Consider the following 20,811-nt stretch of genomic DNA (forward strand, 5'->3'; position numbering starts at 1 on the left):
TCGCGGACGGTCACTCGTCCTCGGCTCCGTCGTCCGGCAGGAAGTCCAGCTGCTCGGCCTCTTCCTCGGGCTCGCCCAGCAAGTCGTCCTGCTGCATGGCAATGCTGGTCAGGCCGGCGCGGCGCTCCAGCAGGCCCATCGCCTTCAGTTCCTCGAGGCCCGGCAGCTCCTTGATGTCGCCGAGCCCGAAATGGTCGAGGAACCCGGCGCTGGTTCCCCACTGCAGCGGCCGCCCCGGCGTGTCGCGCCGGCCGCGCGGCCGGATCCAGCCGGCTTCCAGCAGCGTGTCCAGCGTCCCCTTGGAGAGCGCGACACCACGGATCTCCTCGATCTCGCCCCGCGTCACCGGCTGGTGATAGGCGATGATCGCCAGGGTCTCGACGGCGGCCCGCGACAGCTTGCGGCGGACCGACTGCTCGGTGCGCAGCATGGCGCCGAGGTCGGGTGCCGTCCGGAAGCTCCAGCGGTTGCCGTGCCGGACGAGGTTGACCCCGCGCTCGGCGTAGGCCTCCGAAAGCTCGGCCAGGATCTGCGTCAGGTCGATCGGCTCGGGCACCCGCTGCCGCAGGACCGCCTCGTCGACCGGATCGGCGCTGGCGAACAGCACCGCCTCGACGAACCGCGTCCAGCGCCGCCGCTCCTCCGCGGTCAGGAGGTCGGGCATGTCGGAAGCGGCGTCGGTCATGCCGGATTCCCGGACGACGAACCCTCGGACGGCGACCGCAGCCAGATCGGCCCGAACGTCCCCTCCTGGCGGATCTGCGCCTGCCCGTCCTTCACCAGCTGCAGGCTGGCGACGAAGGTCGAGGCGACTGCCGACCGCAGCACCAGCGAGCCCTTGAGGAACTCCGGCAGGAAGCTGAACAGGGTCCGCCATTCCGGCACCCGGCCGACCAGGCCGCGCAGCCGCTCGATGGCGTCCTCGACCGCGTACAGGTCGGTGGCGGCGATCGTCAGGGTGTGCCCCTGCTCCCTCACCTTGTGGTCGGCGTAGGCGCGCAGCAGGTCGTAGAGCGTGACGTCGTAGACCGAGCGGAACCGCGCCGACAGGTTCTCCGGCGCGCCGCGGGCGAACACGTCGACCCCGAGTTGCGGCAACGCCATCAGCCGGGTGCCGGCCTCCTGCATCGCCTCCAGCCGCAGCAGCTGGAAGCGTAGGGCCTCGGCCAGGGCGGCCGGATCCTGCTCCTCCTCCTCGGTCTCGTCCGGCGGCAGCAGCAGGCGCGACTTCAGGTAGGCCAGCCAGGCCGCCATCACCAGGTAGTCGGCCGCCAGTTCCAGGTTCAGGACCTGGGCCTCGCGGATGAACACCAGGTACTGTTCGGCCAGCTGCAGGATCGAGATCTGGGTCAGGTCGACCTTCTGGTCGCGCGCCAGGGTCAGCAGCACGTCGATCGGCCCTTCGAACCCGTCCAGGTTCAGGAACAGCGAGAGCTGCACCGGCTCGCGCCGGCGGTACTCGGGCTCGGGGCTCTCGAACGGTTCGTGGGTCGCCAAATCGCCGCCCGTGCTCAATCAGTGACCGGTGACCGCCATGATCGCCGAGGCGAGCGTCTCCACCGGTATCCACACCAGGACGCGCGCCACGTCCAGTCTAACCCCGACCTGGGCCGCCATGAAGGGCAGCAGGAACAGCACGCCGATGACGATGAACAGACCGGCCCGCTCGAGCCGCGCCATCTTCCAGGCCAGCCGGTCCGGCAGGATCGACACCAGGATCCGGCCGCCGTCGAGCGGCGGGATCGGCAGCATGTTGAAGACCGCCAGGACCAGGTTCAGCCAGAACAGGTTGCTGAGGTTGTCGGCCAGCCACTCCGAGGCGAACGCCGGAACCGCGTCCACCAGATGCACCAGGAGTGCGGCGACGACCGCCAGCAGCACGTTCGAAGCCGGCCCGGCCAGCGCCACCAGCGCCATGTCACGCCGCGGGTTGTTCAGCCGCGAGAAGTTCACCGGCACCGGCTTGGCGTAGCCGAACAGGAACGGCGCCTTGATCACCAGCAGCAGGGCGGGAAGGATCAGGGTGCCGAACGGATCGATGTGAGCGACCGGGTTCAGCGTGACCCGCCCCATCAGCCGGGCAGTCGGATCGCCGAGCCGCGAAGCGGCCCAGCCGTGCGCCGCCTCGTGCAGGGTGATGGCCAGGATCACCGGGATGATCCAGACCGTGGCGCTGCGGATCAGGTCGGCCAGGTAGGCGCTGTCCATCACGCGCTCCCGCCCCGTGCCAGCAGGCCCTCCAGTCGCGCGGCGGCATCCGCCGGCGGCGGCGCGGCGGCGGCGGTATTGCGGCGCCTGATCTCGTCGGCCGCGACCGCCCGCGCCAGCGCCGGGCCGGTCAGTTCCCCGACCGCGCCGGCCACCTCGCGCATCTCGTCCATCCGGCCGTTGCAGTGCAGGGCCAGGTCGCAGCCCGCCGCCAGCGCCTTCGCCGCGCGCGCGCCGAGCGGGCCGCCGAGCGCCGACATCGACAGGTCGTCGGTCATCAGCAGCCCGTTGAAGCCGATGGTGCCGCGGATCACGTCGTGGACGACCGTCGGCGACAGGGTCGAGGGCCGGTCGGGATCGATCGCCTCGAACAGCAGATGCCCGGTCATGCCGTACGGCACGTGCGGCGCCAGGGCGGCGAACGGCGGGAAGTCGACCGCCTCCAGGGCCGCCAGGTCGGCCTCGACCCTGGGCAACTCGGCATGGCTGTCGACCATGGAGCGGCCGTGCCCCGGCAGATGCTTGAGCACGCCGGTGACCCCGACGCCGGCCATCGCCTCGACCTGGATGCGGGCCAGCCGGGCGACGGTCCGCGGGTCCTCGCCGAACGCCCGGTCGCCGATCACGTCGTGGCTGCCCGGCTGGCGGACGTCGGCCAGCGGCACGCAGTCGACGTCGATGCCGAGGCTCGCCAGGTCCGCTCCCATCAGGCCAGCCGACAGCCGCAGCGCCTCCTCGGCCAGCGCTGGGTCGACCGCGTCCAGACGGACGAATGCCTGGGCCGGCGGATACCGCCGCCAGTGCGGCGGTCCGAGACGCTGCACCCGCCCGCCCTCCTGGTCGATCAGAACCGGCGCGTCGCGCCCGACGGTGTCGCGCAGCGCCGCCACCAGCGACCGCACCTGCTCGGGGGTCTCGACGTTGCGCTTGAACAGGATGAAGCCGTACGGATCGGCATCGCGCAGGAAGGCCGCCTCGTCGGCGGCCAGCTCTGGCCCCGCGCAGCCGAAGATCAGGGCTGTCGGCATCTCAGGGCTTCACCACGATGCAGGGCTGCGCCTTGGCCTTCAGGCTGGTGCAGATCGCCCCGGCCGCGGCCTCGGATACCCCGGTGGACTGGATCCGGTAGAACACGCCCTTGCCGGGGCCGAGGTCGACCCGCTGGATCCGGTGCTCGAGGCCGGACAGTTCGTCCGGGAAACGCCTCTGCACGCGCTTCCATTCGGCCTCGGCGGCGGCCTGTTCGCGCAGCGCACCGACCTGGATGCGGAAGTTGCCGGGTGCGGCCTTCGGGGCCGGCGCGGGTGCAGAAGGCGCGGGTGCAGATGGCGCAGGTGCAGGCGCCGGCTTGGGCTCGGCCACCGGGGTCGGCGCCGGAGCGGTCGGCGGCGGCGGAGCCGGTTCCGGCTTGGCCTCGGCAGCCGGTTCCGGGGCCGCCGGTTCTGGGGCGGCCGGTTCCGGGGTCGGAATCCGCGGCGCCGGTGCCGGCGCGACGATCCGCGCCGGCGGAATGCCGGACTCCGCCGCGGCTGGCGGCGGTGGCGGCGGTGGCGGCGGTGGCGGGACGGAAGCCTCGGCCGACGGCGCCGCCGCGGCGGCGGTCTGCGGCGGCGGGGCCGGCGGGTCGACCGGTTTCTCCGGCGGCGGCAGCAGGCGCTCGACCTTCGGCCCCTCGGCCTCGCCCGGCCGCATCGCCTCGTAGACCAGCTTGTCCTGGTTCGGCACCTGCAGCCCGCCCGGCTGCGCCGGCCGGACCTTGGTCGGGGTCGGATCGGCCTTGATCAGCGGCGCGGTCGCCTCGGAGCCGCGCTGCAGGCCCTGGTCGTAGGCGTACCAGACGACCGCCGCGAAGGCGGCCAGCGCAAACGTTGCGACGAAGACCCCGAGCGCGCGCGAGCGGCGCTGCGGCGGCTCCCGCAGCTCAGGCGGCGGACCGGGCCGGAACGACCGGTCCGCATGCAGTTCCTCGTCGCGGCCATCGCTCATTCACGCAGCTCCTCGACCGGCTGGACGCCGATCACCGCCAGACCGGAAGCGATCACCGTCGCGGTCGCCCGGACCAGGGCCAGCCGGGCCAGGGTGGTTTCGGCGTCGTCGGCCAGGATGAACCGAAGCCGGGCCTCCTCCTTGCCCTTGTTCCACAACCCGTGGAACGCGGCGGCGACTTCGCCGAGATAGAACGCGACGCGGTGCGGCTCGTGCGCCTCGGCCGCGCTCTCCACCAGACGCGGCCACCCCGCCAGGACCTTGATCAGACCAAGCTCGTCCGGGTCGGTCAAGGAAGCCAGCGGCACCTTGGCCAGCGCGGCGTCCGAGAGGTCGCGGCCGGGCAGCGCCTCGCCGGCATGGCGAATCACCGAGGTCGCCCGGGCGTGCGCGTACTGCACGTAGAACACCGGGTTGTCGCGGCTCTGCTCGCGGACCTTCTGGTAGTCGAAGTCCAGGGTCTGGTCGTTGCGGCGGGTCAGCATGATGAACCGCACGACGTCCGGCCCGACCGCGTCGATCACGTCGCGCAGGGTGACGAAGGTCCCGGCCCGCTTCGACATCCGCACCGGCTTGCCGCCGTCGAACAGGTGGACCAGCTGGCACAGCTTGACGTCGAGGCTGCCCTCGCCGCCGGTGATCGCGGTCACCGCCGCCTTCATCCGCTTGACGTAGCCGCCGTGGTCGGCACCGAGCACGTCGATCAGTTCCGGCGAGCCGCGCAGGAACTTGTCGAGGTGGTAGGCGATGTCGTTGGCGAAGTAGGTCCAGGACCCGTCCGACTTCTTCAGCGGCCGGTCGACGTCGTCGCCGAACTCGCTGGCCTTGAACAGCAGCTGCGGGCGCGGCTCCCAGTCCTCCGGGACCTTGCCCTTCGGCGGCTCCAGCACGCCGGTGTAGACCAGCCCACGCTGCTCCAGGGTGTCGAGCGCGCGCTGCACGGCACCGACCTCGACCAGCGCCCGCTCCGACGAGAACGTGTCGAACCGGATGCCCATGTCCAGCAGGTCGCGCTTGATGTCGGCGACCATCAGCTCGACGGCCCGGGACCGGAACACCTCGAGCCACTCGGTCTCCGGCCGGCCGACCCACTTGTCGCCGTCGCTGGCGGCGATCGCCTGGCCGACCTCCTTGAGGTACTCGCCGGGGTAGTGGCCCTCGGGGATCGCCCCGATGTCCTCGCCCAGCGCCTCGCGATACCGAAGGTGGGCCGATCGCGCCAGGGTCTCTACCTGGGCGCCGGCGTCGTTGATGTAGTACTCGCGGGTGACCGCGTGCCCGGCCTTCTCCAGCAGCGACGCCAGTGCGTCGCCGAACACCGCGCCGCGGGCGTGCGCCGCGTGCAGCGGCCCGGTCGGGTTGGCCGAGACGTACTCGACATTGACCCGCCGGCCGGCGCCCAGCGTCGAGTTGCCGTAGGCCGTGCTGGTTGCCAGGATCGCCGACACCTCGGCCCGCCAGACGTCCGGCGCGAGCCGCAGATTGATGAAGCCCGGCCCGGCGACCTCGGCCGCCGCGACCTCCGGCAGTGCCGCCAGCGCCTCGGCCAGCGGCCCGGCGATCGCACGCGGATTGCTGCCGACCGGCTTGGCCAGCAGCATCGCGGCGTTGGTGGCGATGTCGCCGTGACTGGGATCGCGCGGCGGCTCGACCGTCACCCGGTCGAACGGCAGGCCGTCAGGCCAGCCCTGGCGTCCGGCCAGATCCTGCAGCGCCGCTTGAATCTTCTCTCGGAACTGATTGAATACGTTCATTGTAGTGCAGCGATCATACCATGATGTTGCGGCCCTGTCGCGAGCGAAGCGCGGCTGCCCGGCCGGATACGGCCGCGATCGGGCCGTCACGGCCGGCCGGGAGGGCATGGCGGCCGCCCGTCGCGCGACTCCTGGGCGGCGAAAGGCGCGCGGACCCTACTCGCTCGGCCCGGTCACAGCAACGCGAAACCGCGTTGAACCCTTCGGTTTCCGGCCCTATATCAGTTGTTCAAGTTGGGGCGCTGAGGAGTGGAGGCCGAAGCATGCCTGACGCGGCATTGTCCGATCGTCGATTTTCGCTGACCGAGAGCGCGGCCCGTCGCATTGCCAGGTTGCGCGAGAGCGAACCGAACGGCGACGCGCTGATGATGCGCGTCGCGGTGCTGGGGGGCGGCTGCTCCGGCTTCCAGTACAAGTTCGACTTCGACGACACCGTCAACGACGACGACCACGTGTTCGAGCGCGACGGCCAGAAGGTCCTGGTCGACGACGTCTCGCTCGACCTGCTGGCCGGCGCCCAGCTCGACTACAAGGACGAGCTGATCGGGGCCTACTTCGCGGTCGAGAACCCGAACGCCACCTCCTCCTGCGGCTGCGGCACCTCGTTCGCGATCGGTTGATCGGTCGCCCCGGCCGGTTGACCGGCGGGGCCAGCATGGCACGATGCAGGCCCGTCACCGGAGGCCCGCCGTGAAGATCGCAAGCTGGAACGTCAACTCCGTCAAGGCCCGGCTGGACAACGTCCTGGACTGGCTGAAGTCGGCCGCGCCCGATGTCCTGCTGCTGCAGGAGATCAAGACGGTCGACGACGGATTCCCGCTGCTCGAGATCCAGGCGCTCGGCTACCGGTGCGCCGTGCACGGGCAGAAGTCGTACAACGGCGTCGCGATTCTCTCGAAGGTCGGGCTCGAGGACGTGCAGCCGCGGCTGGCCGGCGACGACGGCGACGAGCAGGCCCGCTACATCGAGGCGACCGTGGGCGCAGAAGGACCCGGCGGCGGCGTGCGGGTGGCCTCGATCTACCTGCCGAACGGCAACCCGGTCGACAGCGACAAGTTCGGCTACAAGCTGGCCTGGATGAAGCGCCTGAAGGCCCGCGCGGCCGAACTGCTGGCCAGCGAGCGGCCGGTGGTGCTGGGCGGCGACTACAACGTCATTCCGACCGACGACGACGTCCACGACCCGGCCGCCTGGGCCGGCGACGCCCTGTTCCGGCCGGAGACCAGGGCCGCCTTCCGCGAGCTGGTGTGGCTCGGCTACACCGACGCGTTCCGGGCGCTCGACCCGACCCCCCACAAGTACACGTTCTGGGACTATCAGGGCGGAGCCTGGCAGCGCGACGAGGGCATCCGGATCGACCACCTGCTGCTGTCTCCGCAGGCTGCAGACCGGCTGGCCGCCGCCGGCATCGACACGGCACCACGCGGCAAGCCCAAGGCCAGCGACCACACCCCGGTGTGGTGCGAGCTCGGCGAGGCGGCGTGACCAGGGTGCTGGAGGGAGGCTGCCTGTGCGGCCGTACCCGCTGGCGGGCCGACGGGCCGGTGCTGCATCGCGTGCACTGCCACTGCAGCCTGTGCCGCAAGGGCTCGGGTGCCGTCGAGGTGCCCTGGATCACCGTCGAGCGGCGGCACTTCGCCTGGACCGGCGGGCCACCGACGTTCTACCGCTCGTCCGCCGAGGGCGAACGCGGCTTCTGCCCGGTCTGCGGCACCAAGCTGACCTTCACCCACGACGACGTGCCGGACGACATCGACCTCGCGGTCGGCTCGCTCGACGACGCCGAAGCCGGCTATCCCCTCACCCAGATCCACGGCGAGAGCCGGGTCGCCTGGCTGTCGGTCGACCCGCAGCTGCCGTTCCGGGCCGACCACGACCCGGGGCCGCCGGTGACCGACCCGCCGCCGCTCGCCGGGGACGCCGAGCTCGAGGGCGGCTGCCTGTGCGGCGCCTTCCGCTATGCCGTCACCGGCCCGCCGGTGCGCAGCGGGCTGTGCCATTGCGGCCTGTGCCGGCGCGCGACCGGCGGGCTGGCCGCCGCCTGGGCGATCTGGCCGCGCGAGCGCTACCGCGACAACGGCGCCCCGACGGCCGAATGGTCGGCCTCGGCGACCGGCGCCCGGCGCTTCTGCCCGACCTGCGGCGCCACCCTCGGCTATGCCTTCACCCGCCGGCCGGACCTGGTCGAGATCATGATCGCCGGGCTCGACGACCCGGGTGCGGTGGCGCCGGACTCCCACGGGTTCGCCGCCGATGCGCCGTCCTGGCTGGTGATCGACGACACCAGGCCGCGCTGGCCGGGCCGGGTCGGCCAGGGAGAGCCCGATGACGGGCTGCTGCGCCCCGCCTTCTGAGCCGACCCGCCACGGGGCCTGCCTGTGCGGCGCCGTCCGGGTGACGTTGACCGGCGCGCCGACCGACGTGACGCTCTGCCACTGCACGACCTGCCAGAAGAGCGGCGGCGGCGCCTTCATGGCCGCGGTCGGCGCCCGCCTCGGCCAGGTGACGCTGGAGGACACCGCCGGCACCCTCGCCTACTGGCGGTCGGGCCCGGCCACGCAGCGCGGCTTCTGTGCCCGCTGCGGCACACCGGTCGCGTTCCACCAGGACGACGCGGCGCGCGACCGGATCACGGTCTGGCGCGCTCTGTTCGACGATCCGTCCGATCTGGTCCCCACCGGCCAGATCTGGACCGACAGCCGGCCCGACTGGGTGTGCCGGCTCGGCGGTCTGCCGGGCCGGCCGAAGCACGCCCGGCTGCCCTGAGGCCGACGGCCGCGGACCGGTCGGCATCGGGCCGCGGACAACACCGTCGCCGGTCGCCCGAGATCCGGTGTAGTACGATCCCCAAGATCGCCGGACGATCCCGGCCGCCGCGAACCGACGGACACGCAGGCCATGACCGATTCCATTCCGGGATATTTCTCCGCGACCGCGACCGTGAGCTACCGGTCGGCCGCGGCGTACGATCTCGGCACGCGCCGAGGCTTCGCCCGCGCCGAGCGCGAGCTGCAGCGGCTGCTGGACCAGAGCCCCGAGGCCGCGGACGCCCTGTACCTCGACCTCGTCCGCCAGGCCGGCTCGAACCCCGGGTCCCTGGCCAGTGTCCTGCAGCTGAGCTACCGACCGAGACGGCGGGCCGCGATCCAGGCGATGTTCGACATCGCCTGTTCGCTGTCGGAGACCGGCGCCCCGGAAACGATCAGAATGATTCCGGAGGCCTATCGGTTCGGCAGGCCGGACATCGCGCGCCGGATCTTCGGCAACATCGCGGCTGCCACCGACGACGCCTACGTCCTTCACCAGCTGTCGATCCAGATGCTGCAACACGAGCAGGACGACGACGCGCTCGTCGCGGCCCTGTCGGTGATCAACGGCAAGACTCCCTACCGGGTCGGCACCCTGGTCTACCAGGCCGAGTTCGCGAGCCGCCGGCAAAGCCGGGAGATCCTGCGGGACGTTCCGCCGATCACCCGGGTCGTCCTCGACGAGCTGGAACCCGGGCACCCGATCGTGTTCCTGGACGGCGGCGCCACCGGCTCGACGATGGAGGAGCAGTTCGCGGGCTGGCCCGCGGACCGCTGGAAGGTGTTCGGCTTCGACCCGCACCCGAACGCCGACCTCTCCGTCGATCACACGGCCAACGTACAGATGATCCGGACGGCACTCGGATCGTCGCGCGGCAAGCTCCACCTGTACCACACCCGGATCGACGGCGGCTCGTCGAGCTTCCGGCCCAACCTCGACTACATCAGGCACCTGGAACACGGCTCGGCGCAGTCCCTCGAGGCGCTGATGTCGGTGGTCTCCGAGAGCGACGTCGACGTGATCGATCTCGACAGCTGGCGGCGTGAGGCCGGGGTCCCTCCGTTCGACTTCATGAAGCTCAATGTGCAGGGCGGCGAGCTGGAGATCCTGCGCGGGGCGACGGAAACCCTCGACCGCTGCCTCGGCGTGCAATGCGAGGTCTCGTTCGTCCCGCTGTACCGCGAGGCGCCCCTGTTCCGCGATGTGGACGCAGTCATGGACGCGGCCGGCTTCACGTTCTTCGATGTGCGCAAGGCGACCACGAACGGGCGCCTGTCGCGGCGCAAGACCCCGATGGCGGGGTCGCGGGTCGGGCTCTACCGCTGGCCGAGCCGGCACATGACGGAAGCCCACGTCCTGTACCTTCGCGATCCGTTCCGGCCGGAGGAGCGGGATGCGCCGCGGTGGCGCGACCCGGTCCACTGGTTGCGGCTGGCGGTGGTCGCCGAGATGGCCGGCCAGGTCGGATTCGCCATGCAGCTCTGCGAGACCGTCCTGCGCGACTTTCCCGACGCCCTGCGCGACCGCGGCGCCGCCATGCAGCGCGGTCTCGATGCCGCCGACTCGTTCTACCGGAACTTCGACGTCCGCAACCGCTGAGCCGCCGGGCCGGACGCGGTCAGGCCGCTCGCACCTACAGCGCCCCGGCGCTGCCGCGCCAGACCGGGCCCTTCGGCGACAGCCGCACGCCCGGTCGCAGCCGGTGCCACGGCAGCTTGGCCGGGTCGGCCACCATCGGTCCCGGCGCTGCCGCCACCAGGATCGCCTCGGCGATCGGCGTGAAGTCGGCCCGGAAGTGGACCGAGGACTTGTTGACCAGGATCGCCTGCTCGGTCGGCTCGATGCCGACGAACCGGTACAGCGCCTGGTCGGCCATCTGCACCTTGTTCGAGGCCACCGCGATCCGCACGCCGCCGATCCGCAGCCCGGCCGACGGGCCGAGCGTCATGCGGGCGTTGCGGTAGAACGGACCGGTGCCGGTGGTGTTGCCGTCGTGCAGCGCCTCGACGACGAACTCGCCCTCGAACGGCGCGTCGCCGGGAATACCCGAATGGCCGCCCAGCTTCAGGTGGATGGTCGCGCCGACGCCGGCCGCGTGCGCCGCCCGCGCCGCCGCCGGATCGACGATCAGGCCGATGGCGGCACGCTGGACGCCGGCGGCGACCAGGGCCCGCAGCATGCCTGTGGTGTCGCTGTTGCCGCCGGCGCCCGGGTTGTCCTGGGTGTCGGCGATGACCACCGGCCGCGACGCCCCCACCGACAGCCGCAGCGCCTCGGCCACCGCCTCGTCCGGCCCGTGGATCGTGCCGGCGAACTCGGCCTCGTGGTCGGCGACGTCGGCGGCGACCGCGTCGGCCGCCCGGTCGGCATCGGCCTGGCTGGCCCCGTAGGCGAGCACGGTCGGCCCGCAGTCGACGATGTCGGCGGCCGGGAACCCCGGCAGGTATGACGCACTCCAGATCCCGTCGGTCTCCAGGACGCCCATCCGGTCGTAGATCGGGCCGGACGGCTCGGCCATCGTGCACTGCCACGACAGCGGAATGAGAAAATCGAGCTGCCTAAATGCTTTGCTTGGCACTCCTTCAACCAAAATCTTATCGAGTAGTGCTGCGGTCCGGCGGCCGGTGTCGGCCATGTCGACATGCGGATAGGTCTTGTAGGCGACCATCGCGGTGGCGAGGTCGAAGCAGGCGCGGGTGATGTTGCCGTGCAGGTCGAGCGAGGCGACCAGCGGCAGGTCCGGGCCGATCACCGCGCGCACCCGGCGCAGCAGTTCGCCCTCGCCGTCCTCGAAGCTCTCGGTCACCATGGCGCCGTGCAGGCACAGATAGACCGCGTCCAGCGGTCCGTCGGCCAGCGCCCCCCGCATGCCCTCGACGATCAGCCCGGCGATCCGCTCGAACGCGTCGTCGGTCACCTCGGCCGACGGCGCGGCAGCCGCCCAGGTGGTCGGCACCAGCTCGTGGCCGGCGGCCTGCGCCCCGTCGATGAAGCCGGCGATCGAGATGTTGATGCCCTTGACCGCCTCGAACAGGGCCGGGCCGCCGACCAGTGCCGGCCAGCCGCCACCGCGGGCGAACGCCTCGTAGTCCGCCTTGGTCGGGGCGAAGGTGTTGGTCTCGTGCTGGAAGCCGCCGATCGCGATACGGGCCATGAGGTGTCGACCTATCGATGGACGCCCGCCCAGTAGCGCAGGCCGGCGCCGAGGTTGTCGAGGACCCGGCCGTCCGACAGCAGCGGGTACGCCGCCAGGCCGAGCAGGAGGATCAGGGCCAGGGCGACCAGCGTCGCCCTGGGGTCGAGGGGTCCGGAGCCGGCTCGCGACGGAGACGGATCCGGTCTTCGGGAGTGTGCGGTTCGGCGCCCGGAAATCCGCATGGCAAGGGCTCGGCCTTCGCGCGCTGTCGCGGCGGCAAGTTTAGCCGGGCGCCGGCGGCCGGCGCAACGCGGCCGCGCCGTCGGATTCCGGTTTCGGCGCGGCCCCGAAGCCGTCATGGTGTGTCGACGCCGGGAACGACGCGGTCGATCGAGGTGGCGCGATGGAGATATCGGTTCTGCTGGTCTTCGCAGGTGCGCTGATCCTGGCCGCCGGCCTGCCCGGGCCCAGCATCGCCGCCCTGGTGGCCCAGGTGCTCACCCGCGGTGCCCGCTCGGTGCTGCCGTTCCTGCTGGCGATGTGGATCGGCGAGGCGATGTGGCTGTCGTTCGCGGTGTTCGGGCTGGTGCTGATCGCCGAGACCCTGCACGGCCTGTTCGTGGTCGTGAAGTACGCCGGCGTGCTGTACCTGGCCTATCTGGCCTGGAAGATGTGGCACGCCCCGACCGGACAGGACGCGCTGCCGGCAGCCGGCGACCGGCCCTGGCGGATGTTCCTCGCCGGCCTCGCCGTCACCCTCGGCAACCCGAAGATCATGATGTTCTACCTGGCGCTGCTGCCGTCGATCGTCGACCTGGCGCGGGTCGGCGCGGCCGCCTGGGCCGAGCTGGTGGCCACCGCGCTGCTGGTGGTGATCGCCGTGGACTTCTTCTATCTCGGGCTTGCCGACCGGCTGCGCCGGTTCGTGGTCGATCCGTCCCGCCGCAGGGCCGCCAACCGGATCGGCGCGGTCGCCATGGGCGGCGCCGCCGCGGCGATCGCCGCCCGGTCGTGAGGACGGGCCGGTGACGGTTCGCGGCCCCCTGCTGCCGATCGCCCTGCTGCCGATCGCCCTGGTGTCGAGCGCCCTGGTGTCGAGCGCCCTGCCGGCGGCGGCCGACGCGGCCAGCGCCGGCGAACCGGTCGTGATCGCCGGCGTCGCCGAGGTGGTCGATGCCGGCACGCTGGCGGTCGATGGCGTGACGCTGCGGCTCGCCGGCTTGGTCGCCCCCGGACCCCGCCAGAAATGCCTGGACGGCAACCTGCCCTGGCTGTGCGGGGCCGCCGCCCGCCAGCATCTGGCGAAGCTGGTCGGCGACCGTCCGGTGCGCTGCGAGACGGTGACGGCCGGGGTGGCCCGCTGCCGGGCCGGCGACCTCGACCTGGCGGCCGCCATGATCCGCGACGGCTGGGCGGTCGCGGGCCGCGACGGCGAGGCGTACCGGCCGCTCGAGGCGGAGGCCCGGGAAGCCAGGCGGGGGCTCTGGGAGAAGGCGCCCTGAGGCCACCGCCGGCACCGGCCGGCCTCGGCTGGCGATCGCCGGTCGCTACCCGCCCTGCTGCGGCCCGCGCTCCAGCGCCTGGAAGGCCTCCACGATCCAGGATGCCACCGCGCGCACCGATGGGTTCCGCGACAGGTCCGGATGGGCGATCGCCCAATAGTCGGCGCGCAGCGCCTCGATCGGCGCGGTCAGCCGCATCAACTCCGGCTGCGCGTCGCCGAGATAGCAGGGCAGTACGGCGACGCCGATCCCGCCGGCGGCGGCGGCGATCATGAGGTCGGTGCGCATCAGCCGCGCCACCGGCGGACGGTCCCGCACCTGCTCCCGCAGCCAGCGCATCGTGACGTAGTGCTGCTGCTCCTCGACGAATCCGAGCCACGGCAGGGTCGCCACGTCGGCCGGTGCGAGCGGCAAGGCCCGGCCGTCCGCGAACCCCGGCGCACCGTAGACGGCACATCCGAGCGACCCGACCCGTCGGGTCAGACCGCCGCCCGCCTCCGGCAGGCCGTGCCTGACCAGGATCTCGGGGGTCCGGCCGGCGGTCGGCGCCGCCTCCCCGGTCACCGCCAGCTCGATGCGCGGTCCGTCGGCGATGCCGGAAAGCCGCTTCGCCAGCACCAAGGCCGCCCATTCGCCGGCGGCGACCCGGACCGTCTCGGCCAGCCGCCCGACCAGGCCGTGCGACCGTCGTTCGACCCGCAGGGCCGCGGTTTCGACCGCGCGTGCCTCCGGCAGCAGATCCTGTCCTGGTCACCCTTGCCGCGGTCCTGTCCTGGAGTGCCCTGGTCGCGGCGAGCCGGGTGCTGCTGCTCCGCCTCGGTCTGGCCCCGTGGGCGTTCAGCTTCGTGCAGCTGCTGGTCGGCGGCGGCGTGCTGTTGGCGATGGGCGGGCGGCAGCGCCTCGACCTGGGCAGCTTCCGGCGCCCTTCGACCTGGGCCCTCGGTGTCCTCCGGGTGCTGTCGGCCGCCTCCTACACCGCGGTCCTGGCCTGGGTCAGCGTGCTGGAGGCGGGCATCCTCGCGGCGGTCAACGTGCCGATGGTGGCGCTCGCGGTCTGGCTGGCGTTCGGCCGTCGCCCGGTCCCGGGCGAGTGGCTGGGCCACCTGGCGATCGGCGCCGCCGTCCTGCCGTTGGTCGCCGGCCTGGACGGCGGGTTCCGGCACCCGGCCGTCGTGCTGATGCTGTTCAACGAGATCTGCCTGGTCGCCGGCACCCTGCTGGTGGTCGCGGTGCGGGCCCGGGCGCGGCCGACGGCGGCTATCCCGCCGCGTTGAGCCGTGCCAGGGCGGCCGCCAGCCGGTCGCGCTTCTGCCGCTCCTCGGCCAGGCGCTCGCGGTTCTCCTCGATGACCTCCTCGGGCGCCTTGGCGATGAACGCCTCGTTCGACAGCTTCTTGTCGATCTTGACGATCTCGCCCTCGGCCTTGGCGACCTCCTTGGTCAGGCGGGCCCGCTCCTGCGCCACGTCGATGACGTCGGCGATCGGCAGTTGCAGGGTCGCCTCGTCGAGCACGCCCTGCACCGAGCCGGCAGGCGCGTCGGCGCCGGTCCGCGCCTCGGACAGCCGTGCCAGCCGCAGAATCAGGTCGCGATACCCCGCCAGACGGGCCGCGGTGGCGTCCGCCGCGCCGGTCAGGATCAGCGGGATCTGCGCCGACGGCGGGACGTTCATCTCGCTGCGGATCGAGCGGACCTCGGAGATCAGCCGGATCAGCCAGTCCATCTCGGCCTCGACCGCCGGGTCGACCAGGGTCTCCGGCAGGTCCGGCCACGGCCGGCGGATCAGCAGGGTGCCGGCCTCCTCGCCGAAGCTCTCCCACAGTTCCTCGGTGATGTACGGCATGATCGGGTGCAGCAGGTGCAGCGCCCGGTTCAGCGCCCAGGCGGTGGCGGCCCGGGTCTCGGCCGCGCCGGGGTGCTCCGCGGCGCCCTCTGGGGTCTGCAGGATCGGCTTGGTGAACTCCAGGTACCAGTCGCAGAAGGTGCCCCAGAAGAACTGGTAGAGCGCCGCCGCGGCCTCGTTGAACTTGTACGCCTCGATCGCCTCGGCGACCGCCACGCTGGTCTTCTGCACCTGGCCGACGATCCAGCGGTTGACAGTCTCGCTGCAGGCCGCCGGGTCGAACGCCGGATCGGCGGCGCAACCGTTCATCTGGCAGAACCGGGCGGCGTTCCAGATCTTGGTGGCGAAGTTGCGGTAGCCCTCGACCCGACCCTCGGCCAGCTTGATATCGCGGCCCTGGGCCGCCATCGCCGCCAGGGTGAAGCGCAGCGCATCGGTGCCGTAGCGCCCGATCAGGTCGAGCGGGTCGATCACGTTGTTCTTCGACTTCGACATCTTCTGGCCCTTGGCGTCGCGGACCAGGGCGTGGATGTAGACCGTGCGGAACGGCACGTCCTTCATGAAGTGCAGGCCCATCATCATCATCCGGGCGACCCAGAAGAAGATGATGTCGAAGCCGGTCACCAGCACGTCGCCGGGATAGTAGCGCGCCAGTTCCGGGGTCTGTTCCGGCCAGCCGAGGGTCGAGAACGGCCACAGTGCCGACGAGAACCAGGTGTCCAGCACGTCCTCGTCGCGGGTCAGTTCGACCGGCGTGCCGTAGTGCGCGGCGGCAGCGGCGGCCGCCGCCTCCTCGCTCTCCTCGACGAACACCGTGCCGTCCGGTCCGTACCAGGCCGGGATCTGGTGGCCCCACCAGAGCTGGCGAGAGATGCACCAGGGTTGGATGTTCCGCATCCACTCGAAGTAGGTCTTCTCCCAGTTCTTCGGGACGAACACCGTCTTGCCGGTCTCGACCGCCTCGATCGCCGGCTTCGCCAGGGTGACGGCGTCGGCGTACCACTGGTCGGTCAGCCAGGGTTCCAGCGGCACGCCGGAGCGGTCGCCGTGCGGGACCGCGTGGCGGTGCGGCTCGATCTTCTCGACCAGATCGAGCGCCTCCAGGTCGGCGACCACGCGCTTGCGGGCCTCGAACCGGTCGAGGCCGCGATACGCCTCGGGTGCGTTCTCGTTCACCCGGGCATGGGAATCGAAGATGTTGATCAGTTCGAGCCCGTGGCGCTTGCCGACCTCGAAGTCATTGAAATCATGGGCCGGGGTCATCTTGACGGCGCCGGACCCCTGCTCCGGGTCGGCATAGCCGTCGGCCACGATCGGGATGCGGCGGCCGACCAGCGGCAGGATCGCGTGCTTGCCGACCAGGTCCTTGTAGCGCTCGTCGTCCGGGTGCACCGCGACGCCGGTATCGCCCAGCATGGTCTCCGGCCGGGTGGTCGCGACCACGATGTGGCGCCCGTCCTCCCCCTCGATCGGATAGCGGAAGTGCCAGAGGTTGCCGTCGACTTCCTTCGACTCGACCTCCAGGTCGGAGATCGCCGACTGGAACTTCGGGTCCCAGTTCACCAGCCGCTTGTCACGGAAGATCAGACCTTCCCGGTACAGCTGGACGAACACCTTGCGGACCGCGGCGGACAGCCCCTCGTCCATGGTGAAGCGCTCGCGCGCCCAGTCCGGGCTGGCGCCGAGGCGGCGCAGCTGGTTGACGATGGTGCCGCCGGACTCCGCCTTCCATTCCCAGACCTTGTCGACGAACGCCTCGCGGCCGAGGTCGCGCCGGTCGACGCCGTCGGCCGCCAGGTTGCGCTCGACCACCATCTGGGTGGCGATGCCGGCATGGTCGGTGCCCGGCTGCCAGAGCGCGTCCCGCCCGGCCATCCGGTTGTAACGGATCAGGATGTCCTGGACCGTGAAGGTGAGCGCATGACCCATGTGCAGGCTGCCGGTGACGTTCGGCGGCGGCATCATGATGGTGTAGGGGGCGGCGTTCGACGCTACGTCGCAGGCGAACGCGCCGGACTGCTCCCAGCGCCCGTACAGCTTCGCCTCGACCTCGGCGGGGGAATAGGTTTTCTCCAGCATCGCGCCACGTCCTCGACTTGCACACCTCGCGCGCCCGCAGGAAGGCGGGCGGCGGGGTTGTTTAGGACATGACGGCTGGAAAGGCTACAGCCGGTTCGCCGCCCGCTTCACCAGCGGTCGCGACGTTGCGACAGCATGACCAGGCGCTCGATCTCCTCGCGGACCAGCCGTTCGACCATCGACGGCAGATGCTGGTCCAGCCAGTCCTTCAGCATCGGCCGCATGAGCTCGCGGGTCAGCCGCTCCAGCGTGACCGCGCCGTTGCCGACCGGCAGTTCCTGGTAGTCCTCGTTGAGCTTGGCCTGAAGCTCGGCGAAAGAATGCACGGTCTCCTGGGCCTGCGACGGTGAAACCAGTCCCTCGGGGGCCGGGGCCGGACGCGGGGGTGGCGGCGGAGGAGGGGTATAAACCGGCGCCGGTGCCGCTGCCGGTGCCGGCTCGGGCTGCGGGGCCGGCTCAGGCTCGTCGCGCCTGTAGCGCTGTTCGTCGAACAGCGGCTCGACCTCCTCCTCCTCTTCGTCCTCGTCCTCCATCTCGGACAGGTCGAGGACGTCCTCCTCCTCTTCTTCTTCCTCTTCTTCTTCGTCTTCGGGCTCGGGTTCCGGCTCGGGCTCCGGTTCCGGCTCGGGCTCCGCTTCAGGCTCCGGCTCCGGCTCCGGTTCAGGCTCGGCCTCCGGCGCCGCCGCCTCCTCTTCCGGCTCGTCGCCGTCCTCGGAAATGATCCGGCGGATAGACGCCAGGATCTCCTCCATGGAGGGTTCTTGCGCGGTATCAGTCATGCTCGAGTGCCCCGCCGACTCGTCCGGAACGGCCGATATCGAATCTGAAGATTACCCGACAAGCCCCTGTCAGGCCAGAAAGTAGTCGTCGGGTATGTCAATTGCCCGGCATCCGGCCGGGAGGCTCGGTACCCCAGAGCTTCCCGGAAACGTCGACGTAGTGCGAGTCGTAGTCGTAGACCTGGACCGGCAGGTTGAGATCCTGGGCGGTCAGGCGCCCCAGGGCCTGCAGCAGCTGGTAGCTGGCAACCGTGGCGTCGCGCTGCGCCTGCACCAGGTTGACCTGACCGTCCAGCAGTTCCTGCTCGGCGTCGAGCACGTCCAGCACGGTGCGCGCGCCGACCGTGGCCTCCTGCTGAACCCCCTCCAGCGCGATCTCCGAGGACTTCACCTCGGCCTTGAGCGACTCGATCCGGGCCAGCGCGGTCTGATAGGCCTCGAACGCGCTCGCCGCCGAATCGACGACCGCGCGCCGGGTGTTGTCGACCAGCAGTCGTGCCCGGTTGGCGGTCTCCTTGGTCTGCCGGATCGAGGAGTACTCCGTCCCCTGCTGATAGATCGGGATCGTCAGCTGCAGCTCCGCCGACAGCGACGTCGTCTCGTTGTCGCCGCCGGAGGTGTCGTAGGTCTTCTGGGCCTGACCGATGAGGTCCAGGGTCGGCATCAGGCCCGCCTCGGCCTCCTCGACCGCGTGGCGCGCCGAAAGCTCGGTGAACTTCGCCTCGACCAGCGTGAAGTTCTCGCGGACGGCGATGTCCACCGCCTCGTCCCGCCCGGTCGGCAGGCCGGCGGGGGTCCCGGGTGTCTCGACGCTGCCCGGCACCTGCCCGACGATTCGCTCGAAAGCGACCCGGGCGGTGATCAGGTTGCCCTCGGCCTGGGTCCGGTCCGATCGGGCCCGCGAGACGCGGGCCTCGGCCTGGGCGACGTCGGTGCGGGTGACTTCGCCGACCCGGAAGCGGTCGCGGGTCGCCTCCAGTTGCTTCTGGAGCCGGGTCAGGTTGTTGACCTGCAGCTCCAGGGTCGCCTGCTCGCGAAGAACGTTGACGTAGGCGGTGACCGCCTGCAGCAGGGTCTCCTGCTCGCTGTTGAACAGGTTGGCACGCTGCGCCTGAACGTCGGCTTCCGCGCCGGCGATCGCGGCCCCGAACGCACCGCCCGAGTACAGCGCCTGACTGACGCTGAGGTTGCCGGTCCGCGGGAAGCTGCTGTCGTCGGTGGTCGTGACGCCCCGCGTCTTGGTGTTCTGGTCCGTAACGCCGAGGCTGAGCGAGGAACTGACGTTGGGGCGCCAGGACGCTCGCGCCTGCGATACGTTCTCGTCGACCGCCCGCAGCTGGGCGCGCGCCGCCAGCAAGCCCGGGTTGGTCTCGTAGGTCAGGGCAAGCGCCTCTTCCAAGGTCATCGCCTCTGCCGGCACGAGCCCGGTGCCGGACAGCCAGCCGGCCAGCAGCCCGGCCAGGACAATAGAGCGACGTTTCATCGGCATGACGGAACAACCCTTCTCGTCACAGGCATGGATCGGCTCGGCGACTCAGAACACGAAGCCCGGCTCGCGCCGGAACCCGGCAAGCATCGGCGTGCCGGCATCGAACAGGATCCGGCGGCCGATGCGTCCGGCCAGCTTCTCGTACAGCACGGCCTGCCCCGGTCCGACCGCCGTACCGCCCTCGATCGTCACCAGCCGCCCGCCTTCGGCAAGCTGTGCGAACAGCTCGTCGGGCAGCGTCTCGACCGCGCCGTTCACGAGGATCACGTTGTACGGGGCCTGCTTGCGGTAGCCGGCCGTCAGCGCCCCCTTCACCAGGGCGGCGTTGTCGATCTCCAGCCCCGACAGAATTCCGTTGCCCTGTTCGACCAGTTCCCCGGCGTCGTCGACCCCCACCACCGTCGAGGCCAGGCGCGACAGCAGGGCGGTCGCGTAGCCGGTGCCGCACGCGAGGTCGAGCGCGACATCGGCCGGGCCGGGCATGGCCGCCTGCAGCAGCCGGGCCAGCACCATCGGCTCGAGCATGTAGCGCCCCTCGCCGATCTCGAGCGCCTCGTCGGTATAGGCGATGCCACGCTTGCCCTTCGGGACGAACAGCTCGCGCGGGACGCTCTCGAAGGCGGCGATCAGGTCGGGATCGGTCACCTTGTTGGTGCGGATCTGGCTTTCGACCATGTTGAGACGGGCAAGGGCGTAGTCCATCGCTTCCCTCGGCAAGAATCAGGGCCTTCGCGAACCGGCCCGCCCGGGTTTTATAGGCATTGCACACGCCGGACACAATTGGCGGAGCGGCGTTTTATCGTCGCAAACCCCACCGGCCCGGCGCTTCGCGGCCGCACAGATACCGGAACGACACACCCCGAGCCGGCCGCCGGGAGCGTCGAATCCGCGCCGGTCGGCGCGCCGACCCGCAACTCCCCCTTGCCCCTCGGGGGGCGCTTCGGCTAAGAGGTCGGCTCGCTCGGCGACGGCCCCGTGGCAGAGTGGTTATGCAGAGGACTGCAAATCCTTGTACATCGGTTCGATTCCGGTCGGGGCCTCCAGCGAGCGAAGCGCAGTGACCGCGGAGTGACATTCTCGGTTGCGCGACGACCCGGGGCGGCGCTATAGAGGCCGCCTCACTGGTCCCGGGTAGCTCAGTGGTAGAGCGAGCGGCTGTTAACCGCTTGGTCGGGGGTTCGAATCCCTCCCCGGGAGCCAGCTTCCAGACTGTCCGGCCCAGGCCTAC

Annotated in this window: 21 protein-coding genes and 2 tRNA genes; 10 read left to right on the forward strand and 13 right to left on the reverse strand. The window is 71.2% G+C overall.

Annotated features, from left to right (window positions below; all coding sequences use genetic code 11):
* Window positions 1-10: 10 nt before the first annotated feature.
* From scpB to argS, 6 genes are read right to left on the reverse strand one after another with little or no spacing between them, the layout of a single operon-like run.
* A complete protein-coding gene (gene scpB, locus IE246_RS09490; protein ID WP_189988768.1) occupies window positions 11-685 on the reverse strand; it encodes an SMC-Scp complex subunit ScpB in 675 nt (224 codons plus the stop codon).
* Entirely contained in the window at window positions 682-1,497 is an 816-nt protein-coding gene (locus tag IE246_RS09495; RefSeq protein ID WP_189988770.1) for a segregation and condensation protein A, read from the reverse strand. Before IE246_RS09495 ends, scpB begins: the two co-directional genes overlap by 4 nt.
* A gap of 18 nt (window positions 1,498-1,515) precedes the next feature.
* A complete protein-coding gene (locus IE246_RS09500; RefSeq protein ID WP_189988772.1) occupies window positions 1,516-2,208 on the reverse strand; it encodes a site-2 protease family protein in 693 nt (230 codons plus the stop codon).
* The gene (gene nagZ, locus IE246_RS09505) at window positions 2,208-3,236 is read right to left on the reverse strand and encodes a beta-N-acetylhexosaminidase (RefSeq protein ID WP_189988774.1); all 1,029 of its coding nucleotides are present in this window, start codon (window positions 3,234-3,236) and stop codon (window positions 2,208-2,210) included. The genes IE246_RS09500 and nagZ overlap by 1 nt, the downstream gene beginning before the upstream one ends.
* 1 nt (window position 3,237) lies before the next feature.
* Window positions 3,238-4,194 (reverse strand): SPOR domain-containing protein, encoded by a 957-nt coding sequence (locus IE246_RS09510; protein ID WP_189988776.1) that lies wholly within the window; start codon window positions 4,192-4,194, stop codon window positions 3,238-3,240.
* Window positions 4,191-5,948: an arginine--tRNA ligase gene (gene argS / locus IE246_RS09515; protein ID WP_189988778.1), complete on the reverse strand. Its 1,758-nt coding sequence runs from the start codon at window positions 5,946-5,948 to the stop codon at window positions 4,191-4,193. The genes IE246_RS09510 and argS overlap by 4 nt, the downstream gene beginning before the upstream one ends.
* A 263-nt stretch (window positions 5,949-6,211) precedes the next feature.
* Here argS and erpA point away from each other — a divergent pair, with 263 nt between their 5' ends.
* From erpA to IE246_RS09540, 5 genes are all read left to right on the forward strand, one after another.
* Complete coding sequence (erpA, locus tag IE246_RS09520; RefSeq protein ID WP_189988780.1) at window positions 6,212-6,568, forward strand: iron-sulfur cluster insertion protein ErpA; 357 nt, start codon at window positions 6,212-6,214, stop codon at window positions 6,566-6,568.
* 70 nt (window positions 6,569-6,638) lie between these two features.
* Window positions 6,639-7,433, forward strand: a complete 795-nt coding sequence (locus tag IE246_RS09525) for an exodeoxyribonuclease III (RefSeq protein WP_189988782.1) — start codon at window positions 6,639-6,641, stop codon at window positions 7,431-7,433.
* Complete coding sequence (locus tag IE246_RS09530; protein ID WP_189988784.1) at window positions 7,430-8,302, forward strand: GFA family protein; 873 nt, start codon at window positions 7,430-7,432, stop codon at window positions 8,300-8,302. Before IE246_RS09525 ends, IE246_RS09530 begins: the two co-directional genes overlap by 4 nt.
* The gene (locus IE246_RS09535; RefSeq protein WP_189988786.1) at window positions 8,274-8,714 is read left to right on the forward strand and encodes a GFA family protein; all 441 of its coding nucleotides are present in this window, start codon (window positions 8,274-8,276) and stop codon (window positions 8,712-8,714) included. Before IE246_RS09530 ends, IE246_RS09535 begins: the two co-directional genes overlap by 29 nt.
* A gap of 132 nt (window positions 8,715-8,846) precedes the next feature.
* Window positions 8,847-10,355 carry an FkbM family methyltransferase gene (locus tag IE246_RS09540; RefSeq protein WP_189988788.1) on the forward strand — a complete coding sequence of 503 codons (1,509 nt, stop codon included), beginning with the start codon at window positions 8,847-8,849 and terminating at the stop codon, window positions 10,353-10,355.
* Between the two features lie 34 nt (window positions 10,356-10,389).
* On the opposite strand, the gene IE246_RS09545 is transcribed toward IE246_RS09540, so the two are convergent.
* Window positions 10,390-11,910: a M81 family metallopeptidase gene (locus tag IE246_RS09545; protein WP_189988791.1), complete on the reverse strand. Its 1,521-nt coding sequence runs from the start codon at window positions 11,908-11,910 to the stop codon at window positions 10,390-10,392.
* 11 nt (window positions 11,911-11,921) lie between these two features.
* A complete protein-coding gene (locus IE246_RS09550) occupies window positions 11,922-12,134 on the reverse strand; it encodes a hypothetical protein (RefSeq protein ID WP_189988792.1) in 213 nt (70 codons plus the stop codon).
* A 161-nt stretch (window positions 12,135-12,295) separates the two neighbouring features.
* Between IE246_RS09550 and IE246_RS09555 the strand changes: the two genes are divergently transcribed.
* A complete protein-coding gene (locus IE246_RS09555; RefSeq protein ID WP_189988794.1) occupies window positions 12,296-12,907 on the forward strand; it encodes a LysE family translocator in 612 nt (203 codons plus the stop codon).
* Between the two features lie 10 nt (window positions 12,908-12,917).
* Window positions 12,918-13,394 carry a thermonuclease family protein gene (locus IE246_RS09560; protein WP_189988796.1) on the forward strand — a complete coding sequence of 159 codons (477 nt, stop codon included), beginning with the start codon at window positions 12,918-12,920 and terminating at the stop codon, window positions 13,392-13,394.
* Between the two features lie 45 nt (window positions 13,395-13,439).
* Here IE246_RS09560 and IE246_RS09565 read toward each other — a convergent pair whose 3' ends face one another.
* Window positions 13,440-14,012, reverse strand: a complete 573-nt coding sequence (locus tag IE246_RS09565; RefSeq protein ID WP_229836942.1) for a LysR substrate-binding domain-containing protein — start codon at window positions 14,010-14,012, stop codon at window positions 13,440-13,442.
* Window positions 14,013-14,116: 104 nt separating this feature from the next.
* Between IE246_RS09565 and IE246_RS09570 the strand changes: the two genes are divergently transcribed.
* Window positions 14,117-14,668, forward strand: coding sequence for an EamA family transporter (locus tag IE246_RS09570; protein WP_189988800.1), 552 nt, complete (start codon window positions 14,117-14,119; stop codon window positions 14,666-14,668).
* On the opposite strand, the gene IE246_RS09575 is transcribed toward IE246_RS09570, so the two are convergent.
* The 4 genes from IE246_RS09575 to IE246_RS09590 all read right to left on the reverse strand — a co-directional run bounded on the left by IE246_RS09575 (window position 14,652) and on the right by IE246_RS09590 (window position 20,285).
* Entirely contained in the window at window positions 14,652-17,315 is a 2,664-nt protein-coding gene (locus tag IE246_RS09575) for a valine--tRNA ligase (RefSeq protein ID WP_189988802.1), read from the reverse strand. The genes IE246_RS09570 and IE246_RS09575 overlap by 17 nt on opposite strands.
* Window positions 17,316-17,422: 107 nt before the next feature.
* The gene (locus IE246_RS09580; protein WP_189988804.1) at window positions 17,423-18,094 is read right to left on the reverse strand and encodes a DUF2497 domain-containing protein; all 672 of its coding nucleotides are present in this window, start codon (window positions 18,092-18,094) and stop codon (window positions 17,423-17,425) included.
* Between the two features lie 97 nt (window positions 18,095-18,191).
* Window positions 18,192-19,583, reverse strand: a complete 1,392-nt coding sequence (locus tag IE246_RS09585) for a TolC family outer membrane protein (RefSeq protein WP_189988806.1) — start codon at window positions 19,581-19,583, stop codon at window positions 18,192-18,194.
* Window positions 19,584-19,628: 45 nt separating this feature from the next.
* Window positions 19,629-20,285 carry a protein-L-isoaspartate O-methyltransferase family protein gene (locus IE246_RS09590; RefSeq protein WP_189988808.1) on the reverse strand — a complete coding sequence of 219 codons (657 nt, stop codon included), beginning with the start codon at window positions 20,283-20,285 and terminating at the stop codon, window positions 19,629-19,631.
* A gap of 267 nt (window positions 20,286-20,552) precedes the next feature.
* Between IE246_RS09590 and IE246_RS09595 the strand changes: the two genes are divergently transcribed.
* Together IE246_RS09595 and IE246_RS09600 are read left to right on the forward strand one after the other, a co-directional pair.
* Window positions 20,553-20,626: transfer RNA gene (locus IE246_RS09595), tRNA-Cys, on the forward strand.
* A gap of 82 nt (window positions 20,627-20,708) precedes the next feature.
* Window positions 20,709-20,783, forward strand: a tRNA-Asn gene (locus IE246_RS09600).
* Window positions 20,784-20,811: the final 28 nt, after the last annotated feature.

This window comes from Thalassobaculum fulvum (assembly GCF_014652915.1).
Lineage (GTDB): Bacteria > Pseudomonadota > Alphaproteobacteria > Thalassobaculales > Thalassobaculaceae > Thalassobaculum_A > Thalassobaculum_A fulvum.

Excerpts from the sequence above, each read along its gene's own strand:
- IE246_RS09510 (WP_189988776.1), bottom strand. The coding sequence starts at position 4,194 with ATGAGCGATGGCCGCGACGAGGAACTGCATGCGGACCGGTCGTTCCGG.
- IE246_RS09535 (WP_189988786.1), top strand. The coding sequence starts at position 8,274 with ATGACGGGCTGCTGCGCCCCGCCTTCTGAGCCGACCCGCCACGGGGCC.
- IE246_RS09500 (WP_189988772.1), bottom strand. The coding sequence starts at position 2,208 with ATGGACAGCGCCTACCTGGCCGACCTGATCCGCAGCGCCACGGTCTGG.
- IE246_RS09540 (WP_189988788.1), top strand. The coding sequence starts at position 8,847 with ATGACCGATTCCATTCCGGGATATTTCTCCGCGACCGCGACCGTGAGC.
- IE246_RS09555 (WP_189988794.1), top strand. The coding sequence starts at position 12,296 with ATGGAGATATCGGTTCTGCTGGTCTTCGCAGGTGCGCTGATCCTGGCC.
- erpA (WP_189988780.1), top strand. The coding sequence starts at position 6,212 with ATGCCTGACGCGGCATTGTCCGATCGTCGATTTTCGCTGACCGAGAGC.
- IE246_RS09545 (WP_189988791.1), bottom strand. The coding sequence starts at position 11,910 with ATGGCCCGTATCGCGATCGGCGGCTTCCAGCACGAGACCAACACCTTC.
- IE246_RS09580 (WP_189988804.1), bottom strand. The coding sequence starts at position 18,094 with ATGACTGATACCGCGCAAGAACCCTCCATGGAGGAGATCCTGGCGTCT.
- IE246_RS09575 (WP_189988802.1), bottom strand. The coding sequence starts at position 17,315 with ATGCTGGAGAAAACCTATTCCCCCGCCGAGGTCGAGGCGAAGCTGTAC.
- scpB (WP_189988768.1), bottom strand. The coding sequence starts at position 685 with ATGACCGACGCCGCTTCCGACATGCCCGACCTCCTGACCGCGGAGGAG.
- IE246_RS09550 (WP_189988792.1), bottom strand. The coding sequence starts at position 12,134 with ATGCGGATTTCCGGGCGCCGAACCGCACACTCCCGAAGACCGGATCCG.
- nagZ (WP_189988774.1), bottom strand. The coding sequence starts at position 3,236 with ATGCCGACAGCCCTGATCTTCGGCTGCGCGGGGCCAGAGCTGGCCGCC.
- argS (WP_189988778.1), bottom strand. The coding sequence starts at position 5,948 with ATGAACGTATTCAATCAGTTCCGAGAGAAGATTCAAGCGGCGCTGCAG.
- IE246_RS09590 (WP_189988808.1), bottom strand. The coding sequence starts at position 20,285 with ATGGACTACGCCCTTGCCCGTCTCAACATGGTCGAAAGCCAGATCCGC.
- IE246_RS09585 (WP_189988806.1), bottom strand. The coding sequence starts at position 19,583 with ATGCCGATGAAACGTCGCTCTATTGTCCTGGCCGGGCTGCTGGCCGGC.